Below are 18,790 nucleotides of genomic sequence, written 5' to 3' on the forward strand. Positions count from 1 at the left end.
GATCCGTGTGCCAGTACAGGCTTCTAATGCATTGGTAGCCGCGGCGAGTGGTGGGCCAGCAGGCGGGCCTGCTCGCGTTTGCCGCAGCGTTTGCAGACGGCGGTGCAGCTGCCGTCCGCATGCAGGTCCACGAAATGCCAGCAGTGGGCCATGATCAAGCAGCTGATACGCTTCATCAAGATAATCAGCCACTTGCGAGTGTTGGCCATGATTTTGTTCTCGCTTCGTGAGAAAATATTAACTTCATGTTAGGAAGTGTAATGCGAGATCGGCTGCATGCCAGTGATGAGCTTCACCGCCAGCGGCGTGTGCAGCCGGCGGTCAGCCCTGAGAGGCTGAGGCGATGAGTAGGCAGGGAGACGATATGGATCGATCGAATGTCGGTGCCGCCCTCGGCGCGCTGGCGCTGACGGCGCTGTCCACGGCAGCGATCGTCTGGCTGATCAACAGTGGCTGGAGCCGGCTGCCGCCGTGGCTGGCGATCATTGCGTTCATTCTGCTGGCGGTATTCGTCATCGGTTCGCCGATCTACGCGCTGGCGCGCTGGGCCGAGCGGCGGCTGGCGCAGCAGCAGGCGCCGCGGCGCTGATGGGCTGGTGGCGTGACTGGCGCCGGCGGCGACGGCTCGCCAGGCTGTCCTGCCCGCCGGCTGAATGGGCGGCAGCGCTGGCCGGGCAGCCGGTATTGGCGGGGCTGAGCGCGGCGCAGAATGCCCGCCTGCGCGATCTGGCGCTGCTGTTCCTGCACGAAAAAGCGATCGAGCCGGTCGGCGGGCTGCAGCTCGATGCGCCGGCGCGGCTGCGGCTGGCGGCGGTGGCCTGCCTGCCGATCCTCGAACTCGGTCTCGACTGGTACGACGGCTGGTCGGCGGTGGTGGTCTACCCGGGCAGCTTCATGGCGCAGCAGGAATTCACCGACGAGGCCGGCGTCGTGCACCACGTGCGCCGGCCGCTGGCCGGCGAAGCCTGGGAGCGCGGGCCGCTGATCCTGTCCTGGGACGATGTGCTCGACAGCGACGCGCTCGACGGCTTCCACGTCGTGCTGCACGAGTTCGCGCACAAGCTCGATATGCTCAACGGCGAAGCCAACGGCCTGCCGCCGCTGCATCGCGGCATGAGCGTGCGCGCCTGGGCACAGGCGTTCGGCGCCGCCTACGAGGACCTGTGTGATCGCGTCGATGCGGGCGAGGACACGCCGCTCGACCCCTATGCCAGTGACAGCCCTGAGGAGTTCTTCGCGGTCGCCAGCGAGGCCTTTTTCGAGCTGCCGGCGATGCTCGTCGCCGAGTATCCGCAGGTCTACGCCCAGCTCGCGCAGTTCTACCGCCAGGAGCCGCGGCGCCGGCTCGGCGGGCTTTAGCCGGCGCGCGATACCGTCGTGGCCTGCGGGCGCGCCGGGGTGCGGTTCAGCCAGCGTTCGCGCAGGCGCCAGCCGAACAGGACGGCGAGGATCAGCGCATACAGCAGCGGCTCGCGCACATCGGCCTTGACCAGCCAGAGAAAGTGCAGCACCGCGAGGATGCTGATCGCATAGATGGCGCGGTGCAGCGCCGCCCAGCGCCGGCCGAGGCGTTTCATCATCGCCTGTGTCGAGGTCACCGCCAGCGGGATCAGCAGCAGGTAGGCGATGAAGCCGACGCAGATCCACGGCCGCTTGATGACTTCGGCGCCGAGTTGCGCGAAGTCGAATTCCAGATCGAGCGCGAAGTAGGTCAGCACATGCAGGCTGGCGTAGAAAAAGGCGTAGAGGCCGAGCATGCGCCGCAGCCGCAGCGGCCAGGACTGCCCACTCAGCCGCCGCAGCGGCGTGCAGCACAGCGTCAGGCACAGGAAGCGCAGGGCCCAGTCGCCGGTCGCGTGGCTGATGGTCTCCACCGGATTGGCACCGAGCGTACCGTCGAAGCCGCGCCAGAGCAGGGTGAGGAAGGGCAGCAGGGCGGCGAGGAACAGCGGCGGTTTGTACCAGGCACGGGCGCGGGCGGTCTTGGACATGGGGGTCACCGTCAGTCGGGAATATCGCTGCCTACGGCGCCGGCGGCGTTTTCGATGCGCCGGTCGTCTGTCGCTGATGCGAACGGATCGCGCGGCCGGGCGCGGTGCTATCTTATCGCGCCCCCATCCCGCACCTGTTCATGGGTGAAATCCGAATGCCTCGCCTGTTGTCGCGCCTGCTGGCGCTGTTCGTCGTTTGCGTATTCCTGAGCGCCCCTCTGCAGGCCCAGACCGATGCCCCGGCCGCTCCGGCCAAGCCCTTGAGCGATCTGCTCAATGACTGGAAGGGCACGCTCGATGCCGCCAGCAAGCAGTTGGCCAGCGGCAAGCTTGAAGACGAGGCCGATTTCGAGCGTGTGCGCGCCGATGCCGATCGCGTGCGCAGCGGCACGCAGGCGGCGCGCGCCGACGCGCAGGCCAAGGTCGCTGCCGCGCAGCAGCTGGTCGATGCACTCGGTGCGCCGCCGGCCGACGGTTCGGCAGAGTCCAAGGACGTGGCGCGCCAGCGTCAGCAGCTGGCCACCGATCTGGCGGCGGCCGACGGCCGGCTCAAGCAGCTCGACGTGATCGACGCGCGCGCCCAGGCACTGACCGCCGACATCGCCCGCGCGCTGCGTGAAAAGCTTGCCTCGAACCTGCTGGCGCGCGGGCCGAGCCTGCTGTCGGCCGATGTCTGGACGCTCGGCGCCGGCGAGCTGCTCAGCGGTTTTCGCACGCTCAGCGGTTCGACGCTCGATCAGTGGCGCGCGCCGGATTACTTCAGCCGCGTCACCGCGGTCTCCGGCAAGCTGCTGCTGGTGCTGCTGGCGCTGTGCAGCGGCTTTTTCCTGCGCCGCTGGCTGCTCGCGCACTTCGGCCGCGATGCCAGCGGCGAGCTGACGCAGGCGCCGGAATACAGCCGGCGGGTCGGCGCGGCGCTGGTCGAAGCGCTGTGCCGCGCGCTGCTGCCGAGTCTGGCGGCCGGTGCCATCGCGCTGATCGGCCGCTTCGATGGTCTGGTCGATCCGCACAGCCTGCCGCTGCTCGACGGCTTCACCATCGGCCTGGTGTTCTACGTCACGCTGATCGGCCTCGACCGCGCCGCGCTGGCACCGGAGCAGCCGGCCTGGCGGGTGGCGATGCTCGCCGATGACGTTGCCCGCCGCCTGTCCTGGCGCTTTCATCTGATCGCCGCGGTGTTCGCGCCGCTGCTGGCGGTGACCATCGCCGCGCCGGCGATGGACCTCGGTGAGGAGGGGCGGGCGCTGTGGATCTTCGTCGGCAGCCTGGCGCTCGGCAGTGCGCTGCTGACCGTCAGCAGCCGCCGTGCCTGGCGCTCGGAGCAGACGGTCGAGGCGGACGCCGGCGATACCGTGGCGCCGGTCGCCGCCGAGCGCAACCGGCGGCCGCTGCTGGCGCCGCTGTGGGCACTGCTGCGCATCGCCGTCGCCCTGATCGCCATCGCCGGTCCGCTGCTGGCGTTGTACGGCTACTCCAATTTGGCCGCCTATCTGCAGATCAACCTGCTGTGGACCGGCCTCGGGCTGGGGGCGGTGCTGGTGCTGCGCCGGCTGCTCGCCGAGCTGATCGACCGTCTGCTGATCATCGGCAACCGCCGCGGACCGCTGGCACGGGTGTTCGCGCTCGATGAGTCCAGCGCGCAGCGCCTGGATTTCTGGCTGTCGCTGCTGTTCGACTGCGCGCTGTTCAGTGGCACGCTGGTGCTGCTGCTGCTGCGCTGGGGCGTGCGCTGGCCGGAGCTGGCCAGCCTGCTCGATCAGCTGCTGTTCGGCTTCAAGGTCGGCGGCATGACGCTGTCGCTGCTCGATCTGCTGACGGCGGTGGCGCTGTTCAGCGGCATCCTCGCCGCCAGCCGCATGACCCAGCGCGTGCTCGAAGAACGGGTGCTGCCGCATACGCGCATGGACGCCGGCCTGCGCAATTCGATCAAGAGCGCGGTCAGCTACGTCGGTCTGGTGATCGGTCTGGTGGTGGCGGTGTCGACGCTCGGCATCGACCTGTCGAAGATCGCGCTGCTCGCCGGCGCGCTCTCGGTCGGTATCGGTTTCGGTCTGCAGAACATCGTCAGCAACTTCGTCTCCGGCCTGATCCTGCTCGCCGAACGGCCGATCAAGGTCGGTGACTGGGTCGTGGTCGGCGCCAGCGAGGGCATCGTCAAACGCATCAACGTACGGGCGACCGAGATCGAAACCGCGCAGCGTGCCTCGGTGATCATCCCCAACTCGACGCTGCTGTCGCAGTCGGTGCAGAACTGGACGCACAAGAACACCTTCGGCCGCGTCGAGATCGCCGTCGGTGTGGCCTATGAGTCCGATCCCGAGCAGGTGCGCAGCATCCTGCTCGAATGCGCGAAGGCCCATGCCGCGGTCAGCCGCTGGCCGGCGCCGATGGTGGTGTTCAAGGACTTCGGCCCGAGCTCGCTCGACTTCGAGCTGCGCGTGTACCTCGACAACGTCGAGCTCAAGGGTGTGGTGGCCTCCGATCTGCGCTTTGCGATCTTCCGCGCCTTCAGCGAGCAGGGCGTCGAGATTCCGTTCGGCCAGTCCGAAGTGCGCCTGCGCGACATCGAGCGGCTGGAGACGCTGGTTGAACGCCTGCTGGAAAACGGCGCTGCCCGGCATGCGCCGGCGGGCGTCAATCCCCTGGCCGAGCGCACACTGACCCCGGCGGCGCCCAGACATTCGGGGGCGGTATCCGATGGCTCGGGGACGGAGGTGGTCGCATGAAGCTGTTCGAACGAGGCAAGCCCTGGATTCTGCAGGGCATGCCGGGCGAGACAGTGTCGATCTGCCAGTGCGGGGAAAGCGCCGATCCGCCGCGCTGCGATGGTTCGCAGCCACGCTGCCGGCAGGGCGGTGCGCTGGAGCAGGTGTTTGCCGCCGATGGCCAGCTGTGGCTCTGTGGCTGCGGCCACAGCGCCCGCTTACCGCTGTGTGATGGCAGCCATAAAGCGTTTCGCAATACATGACCAAGCCGGCAATGTAGGCTTTGGTCTTGTGGTATGACCAATGCTTGCGGGGCAAAAAAAGACCGGGATTTGTGATCCCGGTCGAAAAAAACTACAACCACCAAAGGAGGATAGAGAAAACATCCGACAGATGTTGGACGCAAGTCTAAGAATCCACCGGTGCAGCGTCAATCTGTGACGGACTGATGAATTTTCCAGTTCGGGATATTTTTTCTAACTGCTGTCTCGCGCAGCAGCAAAAAAAATGGCCGGGTACCTGAAGGGACCCGGCCAAATAACCACCGAAGGAGGATTGAAGAGGAGAAACACATCGCAAAGATGTTGCGATGCAATATAGGAGTTCATGCTGCAGTGCGTCAAGCGTTCCCGCTACCCGCTCTGTTGCAAATTGTGTCCATCGCCCGCCACGGGCTGCGGCTCATTCCGCACGTGGTCGCCAGGCGTGGAAAGAACCGAGCAGGCGGACCGCCGGTTCGCCGCCGCTGAGGATTTCCGCCTGCAGCTTCCAGTGGCTCTTGCCGCGCTCGCGGTAGCCGGCAAGGAACGCCGCGACGGCCTCCGGCGCCGGTCGCGGACAGCGTGCCAGCAGGCGCTCACGCACCGGCCGGCGGTAGTCGAGTTCGGCGCGGCCGACGGCGACCTGGGCATCGGTTTCGCCGGCTTCGTGCAGGATCAGCGTGGTCAGCGCCCAGCCCGACAGCGTGATGATCGATGACAGCGAACCGGCGAATGCCGTGCCCTTGTCATTGACGTTCGGCGCCAGCGGTGCGCTGAGCAGCAGGCCGTCGTCATCCCAGCGTTCGAGGCGCAGCTGCATGGCGCGGGTCAGGGGAATGTGTTCGGCAAAGAAGGCATCGAGGTCGAGTGAGGGCATCGTCGTGGCCTGCTGACTGGGGCGGGGGACGGCGGTCATGGTTTCATGCCAAAGTGAGCCTTGCACACCCGCGCCTTGCCGCGGCTGCGCGGCGCCCGCCGCTTCCCCCCCGACCAGCCGATCGCCACAGGAGATCCCGATGAGCGAAAAACCCGCCCCGACCACCGTGCCGCTTGCCGAACTGCTCGCCCGCCGCTGGAGCGCGCGGGCCATCGACGCGGCACAGCCGGTCAGCCGTGCCGACTGCATGGCGCTGCTCGAGGCGGCGCGCTGGGCGCCGTCGTGCTTCGGCGACCAGCCCTGGCGTTTCGTCGTCTGGGATCGTTTTCGCGATCAGGAAAGCTGGGCGCAGGCCAGCATTGCGCTGGCCGAGGGCAACCGCGTCTGGGCCAATGCCGCGCCGGTGCTGATCCTGGTGGCGGCGGCCGGGACCTTCCGCCAGAACGGTCGTGACAACCGCTGGGCGCAGTACGACAGCGGCGCCGCAGCGGAGAATTTGTGCCTGCAGGCGACGGAGCTGGGTCTGGTCGTGCACCAGATGGGCGGCTTCGACGTCGAGATCATTGCGCAGGTGGCTGGCCTGCCGGCCGAAGTGCGGCCGATGGCGATGATCGCGGTCGGCCATCCGGCGCCGGTCGAGGTGCTGCCGGAGGCGCTGCGCGAGCGTGAACTGGCGCCGCGCACGCGCTTGCCGCTGGCGGAGCTGTTCTTCGACGGGCGCTACGGCCTTGGCTTTGCCGCTGACTGACCGCCGTCGATGAAGGTCCGTGCGCACGCCAATGGCGTCGATCGTTTCATCGTTCGCGCCATCGTCTTTCTGGTCCTGCTCGCCGCGCTCGCGGTGCTGCTGCGTGAGCCGCTGCTGCGCGCGTTCCACGCCAGCCCCTACCTCAACGGCTTGATCGCGGTGCTGTTCGCCTTCGGGGCGGCGTTCGCGCTGCGCTGCCTGTACCGGCTGCGCGGCGAATGGCGCAGCGGGCGGCGGGCGATGCAGTTCGCCGCCGAGGCGCGCAGCGGCCGGCTGTCGGTGCACGACGCCGGCGAGCTGCTGACCGCGCCGAGCTTCGGCGAACTCGGCAGCTTCTTTGCGCGGGTGCAGCGCGTGGTGCGCCACGGCGATGCGGCGAACACGCTGCCGGTGCTGCTCGATTCGCTGGCCGCACGCGGTGAAGATGCCCGTGCGCTGGTGCGCTTTATTGCCGCGGCGCTGGTGCTGACCGGCCTGATCGGCACCTTCTACGGCCTGTTGCTGACCACCGAGGGCGTGCGCACGGTGCTGACCGGACTCGGTGCCATCGACAACGTCGACTGGCTGGCAGCGCTGCGCGAGCGCCTGACATTGCCGATGGCCGGCATGGGCACCGGCTTTGCCACCTCGCTGTTCGGCCTGGTCACCTCGGTGTCGCTCGGCTTCATCGAGCTGCAGCTGTTCCATGCGCAGAACGCGGTCAACGCGCGCATCGAAGCGCTGGTGGTCGCCGACCTGGTGCCGCTGTGGCAGACGCCCGAGGTGGCGCGCAAGGTCGATACCGAGGTCTCACCGCGCTACCTGCTCGCCGTCGCTGAGGCCATCGTCGAACGCCTCGACCGTGTCGCGGCGCTGCTCGAAGCCGAAGCCCAGCGCGACCTTGGCGGCCAGCTGCTGCGCCAGTCCGGCGCGCTGGAGCAGCGGGTGGCCGCGCAGGAGGATGGCGAGCGCGAACGCAGCAACGAGCTGCTGCACCAGCTGCGCGTCATCAGCCAGTTCCTGGCGAGGTCCGGGCGCGATGCGCCGGCGCCTTGACCGTCCCGGCAGTTTCAACGTCTGGCCGGTGTTCACCGACGCGCTGTCCGGTCTGGTGATGGTGCTGGTGTTCCTGCTGACGATCTTCGTCATCGGAGAAACCTGGCTGGCGCACGAAGTCAGCGGCCGTGACAGTGCGATCGGCCGCCTCGACGCCACCATCGCCCAGCTGCGCCAGCTGGCCTTCGGCGCCGAGCGGCGCGCCGACAGCTCGGCGGCACGCGTGCGCGAGCTCGAAGAAACCGTCGCCGGCCGCGACCTCGACCTGGCCGATCTGCGCGCCGCACTGGCGCAGGCCGAGGCCGGGCGGACGCAGCTCGATGCCGAACTGGCGCACACGCGGCAGGCCGCCGCCGCGCAGCAGGCAAGCCTGAGCGCCGCCCGCGATCAGGCGCAGACGCAGGCCGCCGCCGCCGGCACACGCGTCGCCAGCCTCGAACAGCGCGTCGGCGAACTGCTCGCCGAGCTGCAGCGGCTCAACGCCGCACTCGGTGCGCGGGATGCCGAGAGCAGCCAGTTGCGCGAGCAGCAGCAGGCGGCTGCGCTGCAGGCACAGCAGCTCGCCGACGAACTCGGTCGGCAGCAGGCGGCGGCGCAGGATGCGCAGACGCAGGCTGCCGCGCAGCTCGGCGAGCTGGAAACCGCGCTGACGGCGCAAAGCAGCGAACTGGCGGCGCGGCAGACGCGAATCGGCGAGCAGGAGGCACACATCGCCGAGCTCGACCGCCAGATCAGGGCGCGTCTGGTCGAGCGCGTCGAGCAGCTGCAGCGCTACGCCTCGGAATTCTTCGGCCGGCTGCGCCAGGTGTTCGAGAACAACCCGGACATCAAGGTCGTCGGCGATCGTTTCGTGTTCCAGTCCGAGGTGCTGTTCGACACCGGCCAGGCGCGGCTCAACGAGGCGGCGAAGCCCGATCTCGACAAGTTCGTCAACGTTTACCGCCAGCTCGCCGGGCAGCTGCCGGATGATCTGCCGGTGGTGATCCAGGTCATCGGCCACACCGACCATGTGCCGGTCGGCGGCGGGCGCTTTCGCTCGAACTGGGAACTGTCCTCGGCGCGCGCGCAGGCCGTCGTCGATTACCTGATTACGCAGGGCATTCCGCCGCAGCGTCTGGCTGCGGTCGGCATGGGCGAGTTCCATCCGCTCGATACCGACGACGACGCCGAGGCGCTGCGTCGCAACCGCCGCATCGAGCTGAAGATCACCAGCCTGTGAGCACTCAGGCGCCCGCGTCGAAATACCACTTGCTGTGCCGGTGCACCTCGGCGCTGGCGAGCAGCTCGTCGACGCTGAACCAGCGGTAGCGGGCGTGCTGCTCGGTCGGCAGCGTGCCGAGGCGGGCGCCGAGACTCAGTTCGTGGCCGAGCACCACGTAATGCGTGCTGAAATCGCTACCGGTGAAGTTGTCGGCGTAGAAATGTTCGTAGACGCCGAGAAACCGCGCCTCGCGGCGTTCGCATTCGACGCCGAGTTCGCCGAGCGTCAGCCGGCGGAAGGCGGCGTCGAGTGTTTCGTCCTTGCACACGCGGCCGCCGGGCACGAACCAGCAGCCCTGCGCCGGGCGGTTGTTGCGCCAGCCGAGCAGCACGCGCTGATCGGCATCGCGCACGATCAGGTCGATCGACAGCAGCGGCGACAGCCGCACGACGGTGGCGAAATCCTCGCGTTCCAGCAGCATCGATGGTCTTCCTTCGCGTTGGCGCAGCCCGGATGCCGCGCTGCCGCATGCTACACTCGCGGCCCTTCCCGACCCTCTGCCGAAGGAGACGCGACGATGGGTTTCAAGACCTGCGATCTGTGTGACGAGCACGCCGACAAGCTGCAGATCGCCGAGCCGGTGTTTGGTGATTACGGTGGTGATATCAGCTTCTTCGGCCCGATCAGCACGCTCAAGGCGTTCGAAGACAACTCCCTGGTGCGCAAGGCGCTCGACGAGAAAGGCGAGGGGCGCGTACTGGTGATCGACGGTGGCGCTTCGATGCGCTGCGCGATGCTCGGCGATCAGCTCGCGGCGCTGGCCGAGAAGAACGGCTGGGCCGGTGTCATCGTCAACGGCTGTATCCGTGACTCGGCGGCGATCGCCGAGACCGGCATCGGCGTCAAGGCGCTCGGCGTGCACCCGCTGAAGACCGTCAAGCGCAACGAGGGCCAGCGCGACATCGTCGTGCGCTTCGCTGGCGTCAGCTTCGTGCCGGGCCAGATCGTCTACTGCGACGAGGACGGCCTGATCATCAGCGAGCAGCCGCTGTTCTGAGGGTTGCCGTCGTGCCCGGCGGCACCCATCCGCAGGTGCCGCCGTCCGTTTTCCGCCTCCAGCCCCGAAGCCCATTGTCTCGATGAACATCCCGCAGACCATCGCTACCGAACTGGGCGTGCGCCCGGCCCAGGTCGACGCCGCCGTCCGTCTGCTCGATGAAGGTGCCACCGTGCCCTTCGTCGCGCGCTACCGCAAAGAAGTCACCGGCGGACTCGACGATACGCAGTTGCGTCATCTCGAAGAGCGGCTCGGTTATCTGCGCGAACTGGAAGAACGGCGCAGCACGGTGCTCGACAGCATCCGCGAGCAGGGCAAGCTCAGCGCGCAGCTCGAAGCCGACATCCTCGCCGCCGATACCAAGACGCGGTTGGAGGATCTCTACCTGCCGTACCGGCAGAAGCGTCGCACCAAGGCGCAGATCGCCCGCGAAGCCGGCCTGGCGCCGCTTGCCGAAACGCTGCTGGCCGAGCCGCAGCACGATCCGCTGGTGCTCGCCGAACGCTACCTCGCGGCGGACAAGGGCGTGGCCGACGTCAAGGCCGCGCTCGACGGCGCGCGCCAGATCCTGATGGAGCGCTTCGCCGAGGACGCCGAGCTGCTCGGTCGCCTGCGCGCGTTTCTCTGGGAGCAGGGGCGGCTGAAATCGAGCGTCGTCGACGACAAGAAGGACGAAGGCGCGAAGTTCGCCGACTACTTCGACTTCAGCGAAGCGCTGGCGAAGATTCCCTCGCACCGCGCGCTGGCGCTGCTGCGCGGGCGCAACGAGGGCGTGCTGCAGCTGGCGATCGAGGCCGGTGACGGCTGCGCGCCGCATCCCTGCGAGGCGATGATCGCGGCGCGCTTCGGCGTGCGCGACCAGGGCCGGGCGGCCGATGCCTGGCTGCAGGAAACCGTGCGCTGGGCCTGGAAGGTCAAGCTTGCCACGCACCTCGACCTCGAACTCAAGGGGCGGCTGCGCGAGGCCGCCGAGGAAGAGGCGATCCAGGTGTTTGCGCGCAACCTCAAGGATCTGCTGCTGGCGGCGCCGGCCGGCCCGCGGGCCACGCTCGGCCTCGATCCGGGGCTGCGCACCGGCGTCAAGGTCGCCGTCGTCGACACCACCGGCAAGCTGGTCGCCACCGACACCATTTATCCGCACGTCCCGCACAAGCGCTGGGACGAGGCGCTGGCGACGCTGGCCCGACTGTGCCGCGAGCACCGCGTCGAGCTGATGGCGATCGGCAACGGCACCGCCTCGCGCGAGACCGACAAGCTCGCCGCCGAGCTGATCCTGCGCCAGCCGGAGCTGCGGCTGGCGAAGATCGTCGTTTCCGAGGCCGGTGCCTCGGTGTATTCGGCCTCGGAGCTGGCGGCGCAGGAGTTCCCCGAGCTCGACGTCAGCCTGCGCGGCGCGGTGTCGATCGCCCGTCGCCTGCAGGACCCGCTGGCCGAGCTGGTGAAGATCGATCCGAAGGCGATCGGCGTCGGCCAGTATCAGCACGACGTCAACCAGAGCGCCCTGGCGCGCACGCTGGATGCGGTGGTCGAGGACTGCGTCAACGCCGTCGGCGTCGACGTCAACACCGCCTCGGTGCCGCTGCTGACCCGCGTCTCCGGGCTCAACGGCACGCTGGCGCGCAACATCGTCGCCTACCGCGACGCCAACGGCGCGTTCCGCGACCGCACGCAACTGCTGAAGGTCTCGCGGCTCGGCGACAAGACCTTCGAGCAGGCGGCGGGCTTTCTGCGCATCAACGGCGGCAGCAATCCGCTCGACCGTTCGGCGGTGCACCCCGAGGCCTACCCGGTGGTCGAGCGCATCCTGCGCATCAGCGGCCGCCGTCTGGAGCAGCTGCTCGGCGATGCCGGTTTCCTGCGCGGCCTGCGTCCGGAGCATTTCATCGACGGCCGCTTCGGTGTGCCGACGGTGCGTGACATCCTCGGCGAGCTGGAAAAACCCGGCCGCGATCCGCGCCCGGAATTTCGCACCGCGACCTTCCGCGAGGGCGTCGAGGATCTCAAGGACCTGCAGCCGGAGATGGTGCTGGAAGGCGTGGTCACCAACGTCACCAACTTCGGCGCCTTCGTCGACGTCGGCGTGCATCAGGACGGGCTGGTGCACATCTCCTGCCTGTCGGAGAAGTTCGTCCGCGATCCGCATGCGGTGGTCAAGGCCGGCGACGTGGTCAAGGTCAAGGTGCTGGAGGTCGATCTCAAGCGCCGGCGCATCGCGCTGACCATGCGCCTCAACGACGACAGCCGCGAGCATGTCGCGCCGGCGGCGCGGCCGGCACCGAGCGGCAGCCGCGCCAAACCCGCCGCCAAAGCGGAGCCGGCGAAGCCGAACGGCGCCTTCGCCGCGGCGTTCGAACGCGCCCGCCGCCGCTGAGGTTGTCGGCACGCGACATCGTCGGCGCCGGGGAGCAGGGCCTATGCTAGAGGGCCGCGGTGGCCAGCCGGCCGCCGCCCGCTCAGCACGGGAGTCAAGATGTCGATGCAATGGAGCCGTCTGCTGACCCGCCGCCGCCTCGGCGTACCGACCGAACCCGGTGCCGATGAGCCGCAGCGCTCGGATTTCCAGCGTGACTTCGATCGCATCATCTTCGCCTCGTCGTTCCGCCGCATGCAGGACAAGACGCAGGTGTTTCCGCTGTCGTCGAACGACTACGTGCGCACGCGGCTGACGCATTCGCTGGAGGTTTCCAGCGTCGCCCGCAGCCTCGGCAACCAGGTCGGCGAGGTGCTGATCGCCCGCCACGGCCTGCGCAACATGCTGTCCTCGGATTTCGGCGCGATCGTCGCCGCCGCGGCGCTGGCGCACGATCTCGGCAATCCGCCGTTCGGCCACGCCGGCGAGGACAGCATCCGCCACTGGTTCGCCGCCTCGGCGCTCGGCCAGCGCCTGTGTGCGCAGATGCAGCCGGCGCAGCGCGACGATCTGCTGCGCTTCGAGGGCAACGCCCAGGGCTTTCGTCTGGTCGCCCGTCTGCAGAGCCCGGACAACCCCGGTGGCATGCAGCTGACGCTGGCGACGCTCGGCAGCTTCAGCAAGTACCCGCGCGGATCACAGCCGCCGCAGGCGAACGGCGGCATCGCCTTCAAAAAGCACGGCTACGACCAGGCCGATGCCGCGCTGTTCGCCGAGATGGCCGATGGCGTCGGCCTGATCGAGCTGGCGCCGGGGGCTTGGTGTCGGCATCCACTGGCGTTTCTGCTCGAAGCCGCCGATGACATCTGCTATCGCATCGTCGACCTCGAAGACGCCGTGCGCCTCGGCCAGCTCGAACACCGCGCGGCGCTGGAGCTGCTGCTGCCGGTCACCGGGCTGAGCGCCGATGCGCCGCGGCTGCGCCAGCTGACGCGGCCAAAGGAGCGCATCGAATACCTGCGCGCCAAGGCGATCGGGCGGATCATCGCCGAGGTGGTGACACTGTTCCTCGATCAGGAGCCGGCGATGCTCACCGGGCGTTATGCGCGCGAGCTGCTCGACGAAGTGCCGAGCCGCTGGCTGATGCAGGAGATGAAAAAGCTCGCCGCCCGCGAGGTTTACGTCGCCACGCCGGTGGTCGAGGTGCAGGTGGCCGGTTTCGAGGTGCTCGGCGGGCTGCTCGAAGCCTTCGTCGGTGCCGTCACCGAGGTTGCCGAGCGCGGTGCCGCCGCCAGCCCGCGCCATCACATGCTGATGCGTTTGATCCCCGAGCAGTTCGTCGGCCCCGAGCACCGCCCGGCGGCGGACCCCTACCAGCGTTCGCTGAAGATCACCGACTTCGTCTCCGGCATGACCGATTCCTACGCCGTCAACCTGTTCAAGCGCATCACCGGCATGTCGCTGCCGACCTTCTGAGGCCGATTTCAGAACGACGGCGGCGTGCAGGCGCTGACGACTTCGACGGTCTCGCTGCCGAGCGCGCGGAAGCGGTGCGGGTGGCGCGAGTCGAAGTAATAGGCATCGCCCGGACCGAGCTCCCAGACCTGTTCACCGACGGTGAGTTCGAGGTGGCCGCGCAGCACGATGCCGCCTTCTTCGGAGTCATGGCGCAGCATGTCGTCACCGGAGTCGGCGCCCGGTTCGAGGCGCTCGTGCATCAGCTGGATCGCACGCGACTGCAGATTGCGCCCGACCTGACGGTAGGACAGGCCGGGGCGGCCGATCTCGGTCAGCTCGTGGGCACGGTAGACCACCGGCTCCTGCACCGGCAGGTCCGCACCGAAAAAGGCACCCAGCGACAGCGGAATGCCGTCGAGGATCTTCTTCAGCGTTGCCACCGACGGGCTGCTGCGGTTTTGTTCGATCATCGAGATGATGCCGTTGGCCACTCCGGCGCGCGTCGCCAGTGCACGCTGCGACAGGCCGTGCGCTTCGCGCAGCTGGCGCAGGCGCTCGCCGAGATTGAACTCCGCGAGGGAAGGGGCGGTCGCTTGGAGACTCGTCATTATCTGCTCTCTGCTCAATATAGCGATGCATCAGGCTTGGCTGATTAGTGCTGAACAGCGTACCGGAGCGGCTTGCTGATGCCTGCCATCAATGCTTATCGACGCCATGATAGCGCCACTTTAAGCGATGAGACGAGCACTTGTGTCGAGCGCTCGTGCTGTCGGGTGCGCTGGTGGAATAAATTTTTCGCACCCCGAGCTTGTTTAGTTTATTGAGCGTGGTAGTGTCGACAGCCTGTTCTGGACCCCGCCGGAGAGATCGCCCGATGACCGCTGTACCCACCCCCGATATGAATGCCCTGTGGATGCCGTTTACCGCCAATCGCCAGTTCAAGGCCGATCCGCGCCTGCTGGTGGCGGCCGAAGGCATGTACTACACCAGCCACGACGGCCGTCAGGTGCTCGACGGCTGCGCCGGCCTGTGGTGCGTCAACGCCGGCCACGGCCGGCGCCCGATCGTCGAGGCGGTGCAGCGCCAGGTCGCCGAGCTCGACTACGCGCCGGGCTTCCAGATGGGCCATCCGGCGGCGTTCACGCTGGCCGAGCGCCTGGTCGGGCTGACCGAGGGCAAGATGGGGCAGGTGTTCTTCACCAACTCCGGCTCGGAGTCGGTCGACACCGCGCTGAAGATCGCGCTGGCCTATCACCGCGTGCGCGGCGAAGGCAGCCGGACCCGCCTGATCGGCCGTGAGCGCGGCTATCACGGCGTCGGTTTCGGCGGCCTGTCGGTGGGCGGCATCGGCCCGAACCGCAAGCTGTTCGGCCCGCTGCTGCCCGGCGTCGATCACCTGCCGCACACCCACAACCTCGAACACAACGCCTTCAGCAAAGGCCAGCCGGCCTGGGGTGCGCATCTGGCCGATGAGCTGGAGCGCATCGTCGCGCTGCACGACGCCTCGACCATCGCCGCGGTCATCGTCGAGCCGATGGCCGGTTCGACCGGCGTGCTGATGCCGCCGCAGGGCTATCTGCAGCGCCTGCGCGAGATCTGCGACAAGTACGGCATCCTGCTGATTTTCGACGAGGTCATCACCGGCTTCGGGCGTCTCGGCGCGCCGTTCGCGTTCCAGCGCCTCGGCGTCGTCCCCGACCTGATGACCACCGCCAAGGGCATCACCAACGGTACGGTGCCGATGGGCGCGGTGTTCTGCCGTCCGGGCATTTACGAGGCCTTCATGAGCGGCCCGGAGAGCGCCATCGAACTGATGCACGGCTACACCTATTCCGGTCATCCGCTGGCCTGCGCCGCCGGCCTCGCCACGCTCGACATCTACGCCGAAGAAAAACTGCTGACGCGGGCGCTGGAGCTCGAAGGCTATTTCGGCGAGTCGCTGCACAGCCTGCGCGGCCAGCCCAACGTCATCGACATCCGCAACCTCGGGCTGGTCGGCGCCGTCGAGCTCAGCTCGCGCGACGGCAAGCCGGGCGCACGCGCCTACGACGTGTTCCTTGAGTGCTACCGCCGCGGCGTGATGGTGCGCTACACCGGCGAGACCATCGCTGTCAGCCCGCCGCTGATCGTCGAGCGCCAGCACATCGACCAGCTGGTCGGCACGCTCGGCGAAGTGCTGCGCAGCGTCGCCTGACACGCCTGACGGTGTGCTCTGCGGCGTTCGCGTGCGCTCGGGCAGCGGCGCGGGCGCCGAGGTTTTTGCCCGAGGTATTGCGATGATTCAGGACATTCCCCATTACATCGCCGGCCAGCGCGTGGCCGGCCGCAGCGGCCGCAGCAGTGCGGTGTTCAACCCGGCGCTGGGCGAGCAGAGCGGCCGCGTGCCGCTCGCCGATGTCGCCGAAGTCGATGCTGCCGTGGCGGCCGCGCAGGCGGCGTTTCCGGCCTGGGCGGCGGTGACGCCGCTCAACCGCGCCCGAGTGATGTTCCGCTTCCGTCAGCTGCTCGAAGCCAAAGCCGGCGAGCTGGCAGCGATCATCAGTGCCGAGCATGGCAAGGTGCTCGACGACGCCCGCGGCGAGATCACCCGCGGGCTGGAGGTGGTGGAATTCGCCACCGGCATTCCGCAGCTGCTCAAGGGCGAATTCACCGAGAACGTCGGCACCAATGTCGATTCGACCGGTCTGCGCCAGCCGCTCGGCGTGGTCGCCGGCATCACGCCGTTCAACTTCCCGGCGATGGTGCCGATGTGGATGTTCCCGGTGGCGATCGCCTGCGGCAACACCTTCGTGCTCAAGCCTTCCGAGCGCGATCCGGGTGCGGCGCTGTTCCTCGCCGATCTGCTTGCCGAGGCCGGGCTGCCGGCCGGCGTGTTCAACGTCGTGCACGGCGACAAGGTCGCCGTCGATGCGCTGCTCGATCACCCGCAGGTGCAGGCCGTGAGCTTCGTCGGCTCGACGCCGATCGCCAGATACCTCTACGGCCGCGGCTGCAACAACGGCAAGCGCGTGCAGGCGCTCGGCGGCGCCAAGAACCACATGCTGGTGATGCCCGACGCCGATCTCGATCAGGCGGTCGATGCGCTGATGGGCGCGGCCTACGGCTCGGCCGGCGAGCGCTGCATGGCGATCTCGGTCGCCGTCGCCGTCGGCGATGCCACCGCCGATGCGCTGGTGGCGAAGCTCAAGCCGCGGGTCGAGGCGCTGCGCGTCGGTGCGGGCGATGCCGCCGGCGTCGAGATGGGGCCGCTGGTCAGCGCGGCGCATCGCGACAAGGTGCTCGGCTACATCGAGCAGGGCATCGCGGCCGGCGCCGAGCTGGTGGTCGACGGCCGCGGCCTGCGCGTCGCCGGCTGCGAGGGCGGCTACTTCGTCGGTGGCACGCTGTTCGACCACGTCACGCCGCAGATGTCGATCTATCGCGAGGAGATCTTCGGCCCGGTGCTCGCCGTGGTGCGGGTGGCGGACTACGCGACGGCGCTGGCGCTGGTCAACGAACACGAGTTCGGCAACGGCACGGCGATCTTCACCCGTGATGGCGACACCGCGCGGCATTTCGCCGCCCATGTGCAGGTTGGCATGGTCGGCGTCAACGTGCCGATCCCGGTGCCGATGGCCTTCCACAGTTTCGGCGGCTGGAAGGCGAGCCTGTTCGGCGATCACCACATGCACGGCCCTGAAGGCGTGCGTTTCTATACGCGACTGAAGACGGTCACGTCGCGCTGGCCGACCGGCATTCGTGCCGGCGCTGATTTCGTCATGCCGACGATGAAGTGACGGTTTCGAATCAGGACTGGCGGTTCGGGCATGCACTGATGTGGATCAAGGTTGTCTGAAACACCTTGCCGCATGCTGCAAAGTGTGTGTGGATAGTGTGATGCCGCGCACTTTTTTACTGGACCCGCCTGGATATCCGGCGGGTGGCCAGTGAGTCTGAGTCCATGTCGCTGACTTCGAGATTTTCCCTGGACACGCAACTTTTCGCGTCCTTGCGCTTCGATCGTGCCCGCGTCGTCGACCTGCTGGTCGGTTGGTGGCACAGCGCTCAGGTGCGGCGCCAGCGCCGCGCCCTGCTGGTGTCACGCGTACAGCTGATGGCCGTGGTGTTCGCCGTGCTGGTGCCGTTGTGGATCGTGCCGGACGTCATCGCCTTTCCGGCGGCGCAATGGCTGCCGCTGGCCGGCATGCGGCTGGCCAGCAGTGTGGTGTTCCTGCTGCTCGCCTACAGCCATGCCCGGGTGCACTCCGGCTGGGAGGTGTCCCTGCGGCTCGGGGTGCTGCTGACGGTGCCGACGGTGTTTCACGTCCTCGCCTGCAGTGTGCTGCTCGATGTGCCGCGCAGCGGCTTTGCCGGTGTGCTGCTGCAGATCTACGCCCTGCTGCCCTTTGTCGTCGTGGCCGGTCTTGCCGTGTTTCCACTGACCGGGCTGGAGACGCTGCTTTATGCGCTGCCGATTTTCGCGGCGTTCCGCCAGGCGGCGCTGATCACCGGCGAATTCAGCCTGCCGGCGAACATCGGCACGCTCTGGCTGCTGCTGCTGGTCACCGGCGTGGCCATGGTTTCCGGCATGAGCCAGCTGCAGTACATGATCGCGCTGGTGCGCCAGGCCAGCGCCGACGCGCTGACCGGGGCGCTGAACCGCCACGCCGGTGTCGAGACGCTTGAACTGCTGTTCCGGGTATCGGCCTCGCACAACACGCCGCTGGCGCTGATGTTCGTCGATCTCGACCACTTCAAGCAGATCAACGACGGCTGGGGGCATGAGGCCGGTGATGCCGTGCTGCGCGGCATGGCGGCGGCGCTGCGTGGCAGTCTGCGGCGCGGTGACGTGCTGGTGCGCTGGGGCGGCGAGGAATTCCTCGTCATCCTCAATCACACCGATGTCAGCGGCGCCCGTCTGGTGGTCAACCGTCTGCGCCATGCCGGCCTCGGCCAGCGGCCGGACGGCAGCGCGCTGACGGCGAGCATCGGCGTCGCCGAGCGCCTCGCCGACAGCGCTCAGGACTGGCCCGAGCTGGTCGATCTCGCCGATCAGCGCATGTACGCCGCCAAGGAAGCCGGGCGTGACCGGGCGGTGCTGCCGCAGCACACCGCCGTGCCCTGCTGAG

General features: G+C 68.2%; 18 protein-coding genes. 13 read left to right on the top strand and 5 right to left on the bottom strand.

Features of this window, described 5'->3' with window-relative positions; all coding sequences use genetic code 11:
- Positions 1-23 precede the first annotated feature (23 nt).
- A complete protein-coding gene (locus C7443_RS17235; protein ID WP_110019923.1) occupies positions 24-209 on the bottom strand; it encodes a hypothetical protein in 186 nt (61 codons plus the stop codon).
- A gap of 155 nt (positions 210-364) precedes the next feature.
- Between C7443_RS17235 and C7443_RS17240 the strand changes: the two genes are divergently transcribed.
- Both C7443_RS17240 and C7443_RS17245 read left to right on the top strand, forming a co-directional pair.
- The gene (locus tag C7443_RS17240) at positions 365-589 is read left to right on the top strand and encodes a hypothetical protein (RefSeq protein ID WP_110019925.1); all 225 of its coding nucleotides are present in this window, start codon (positions 365-367) and stop codon (positions 587-589) included.
- A complete protein-coding gene (locus tag C7443_RS17245; RefSeq protein ID WP_110019927.1) occupies positions 589-1,359 on the top strand; it encodes a M90 family metallopeptidase in 771 nt (256 codons plus the stop codon). Before C7443_RS17240 ends, C7443_RS17245 begins: the two co-directional genes overlap by 1 nt.
- Here the strand turns inward: C7443_RS17245 and C7443_RS17250 are convergent.
- Complete coding sequence (locus tag C7443_RS17250) at positions 1,356-1,991, bottom strand: protein-methionine-sulfoxide reductase heme-binding subunit MsrQ (protein ID WP_110019929.1); 636 nt, start codon at positions 1,989-1,991, stop codon at positions 1,356-1,358. The two genes, C7443_RS17245 and C7443_RS17250, sit on opposite strands and share 4 nt — an antisense overlap.
- Positions 1,992-2,146: 155 nt before the next feature.
- On the opposite strand from C7443_RS17250, the gene C7443_RS17255 reads away from it, so the two are divergent.
- Positions 2,147-4,717 (top strand): DUF3772 domain-containing protein, encoded by a 2,571-nt coding sequence (locus C7443_RS17255; protein WP_170123669.1) that lies wholly within the window; start codon positions 2,147-2,149, stop codon positions 4,715-4,717.
- A complete protein-coding gene (locus C7443_RS17260; RefSeq protein WP_110019932.1) occupies positions 4,714-4,959 on the top strand; it encodes a CDGSH iron-sulfur domain-containing protein in 246 nt (81 codons plus the stop codon). Before C7443_RS17255 ends, C7443_RS17260 begins: the two co-directional genes overlap by 4 nt.
- A 418-nt stretch (positions 4,960-5,377) precedes the next feature.
- Here C7443_RS17260 and C7443_RS20195 read toward each other — a convergent pair whose 3' ends face one another.
- On the bottom strand, positions 5,378-5,833 hold the full coding sequence (locus C7443_RS20195; RefSeq protein ID WP_170123670.1) for a YiiD C-terminal domain-containing protein: 456 nt from the start codon (positions 5,831-5,833) through the stop codon (positions 5,378-5,380).
- Between the two features lie 139 nt (positions 5,834-5,972).
- On the opposite strand from C7443_RS20195, the gene C7443_RS17270 reads away from it, so the two are divergent.
- The 3 genes from C7443_RS17270 to C7443_RS17280 are packed head-to-tail and all read left to right on the top strand — an operon-like array spanning position 5,973 to position 8,835.
- The gene (locus C7443_RS17270) at positions 5,973-6,581 is read left to right on the top strand and encodes a nitroreductase family protein (RefSeq protein WP_110019934.1); all 609 of its coding nucleotides are present in this window, start codon (positions 5,973-5,975) and stop codon (positions 6,579-6,581) included.
- 9 nt (positions 6,582-6,590) lie between these two features.
- Entirely contained in the window at positions 6,591-7,616 is a 1,026-nt protein-coding gene (locus C7443_RS17275) for a hypothetical protein (RefSeq protein ID WP_110019935.1), read from the top strand.
- Entirely contained in the window at positions 7,600-8,835 is a 1,236-nt protein-coding gene (locus C7443_RS17280; protein ID WP_110019937.1) for an OmpA family protein, read from the top strand. The genes C7443_RS17275 and C7443_RS17280 overlap by 17 nt, the downstream gene beginning before the upstream one ends.
- 4 nt (positions 8,836-8,839) lie before the next feature.
- On the opposite strand, the gene C7443_RS17285 is transcribed toward C7443_RS17280, so the two are convergent.
- Complete coding sequence (locus C7443_RS17285) at positions 8,840-9,298, bottom strand: GDP-mannose mannosyl hydrolase (protein ID WP_110019939.1); 459 nt, start codon at positions 9,296-9,298, stop codon at positions 8,840-8,842.
- Positions 9,299-9,394: 96 nt separating this feature from the next.
- Here C7443_RS17285 and rraA point away from each other — a divergent pair, with 96 nt between their 5' ends.
- From rraA to C7443_RS17300, 3 genes are all read left to right on the top strand, one after another.
- Positions 9,395-9,874 (top strand): ribonuclease E activity regulator RraA, encoded by a 480-nt coding sequence (gene rraA / locus C7443_RS17290; RefSeq protein WP_110019941.1) that lies wholly within the window; start codon positions 9,395-9,397, stop codon positions 9,872-9,874.
- An 82-nt stretch (positions 9,875-9,956) separates the two neighbouring features.
- On the top strand, positions 9,957-12,245 hold the full coding sequence (locus C7443_RS17295) for a Tex family protein (protein ID WP_110019943.1): 2,289 nt from the start codon (positions 9,957-9,959) through the stop codon (positions 12,243-12,245).
- A gap of 99 nt (positions 12,246-12,344) precedes the next feature.
- Positions 12,345-13,700, top strand: coding sequence for a deoxyguanosinetriphosphate triphosphohydrolase (locus tag C7443_RS17300; RefSeq protein ID WP_110019945.1), 1,356 nt, complete (start codon positions 12,345-12,347; stop codon positions 13,698-13,700).
- Positions 13,701-13,708: 8 nt separating this feature from the next.
- On the opposite strand, the gene C7443_RS17305 is transcribed toward C7443_RS17300, so the two are convergent.
- Positions 13,709-14,290 (bottom strand): cupin domain-containing protein, encoded by a 582-nt coding sequence (locus tag C7443_RS17305; protein ID WP_110019946.1) that lies wholly within the window; start codon positions 14,288-14,290, stop codon positions 13,709-13,711.
- A 266-nt stretch (positions 14,291-14,556) separates the two neighbouring features.
- Here C7443_RS17305 and aptA point away from each other — a divergent pair, with 266 nt between their 5' ends.
- From aptA to C7443_RS17320, 3 genes are all read left to right on the top strand, one after another.
- Entirely contained in the window at positions 14,557-15,876 is a 1,320-nt protein-coding gene (gene aptA / locus C7443_RS17310; protein WP_110019948.1) for an omega-aminotransferase AptA, read from the top strand.
- Between the two features lie 82 nt (positions 15,877-15,958).
- Positions 15,959-17,458: a CoA-acylating methylmalonate-semialdehyde dehydrogenase gene (locus C7443_RS17315; RefSeq protein WP_110019950.1), complete on the top strand. Its 1,500-nt coding sequence runs from the start codon at positions 15,959-15,961 to the stop codon at positions 17,456-17,458.
- A gap of 212 nt (positions 17,459-17,670) precedes the next feature.
- On the top strand, positions 17,671-18,789 hold the full coding sequence (locus tag C7443_RS17320; protein WP_211346202.1) for a GGDEF domain-containing protein: 1,119 nt from the start codon (positions 17,671-17,673) through the stop codon (positions 18,787-18,789).
- The last annotated feature ends 1 nt before the right edge of the window (position 18,790 follow it).

Source organism: Plasticicumulans acidivorans (genome assembly GCF_003182095.1).
Taxonomy (GTDB): domain Bacteria; phylum Pseudomonadota; class Gammaproteobacteria; order Competibacterales; family Competibacteraceae; genus Plasticicumulans; species Plasticicumulans acidivorans.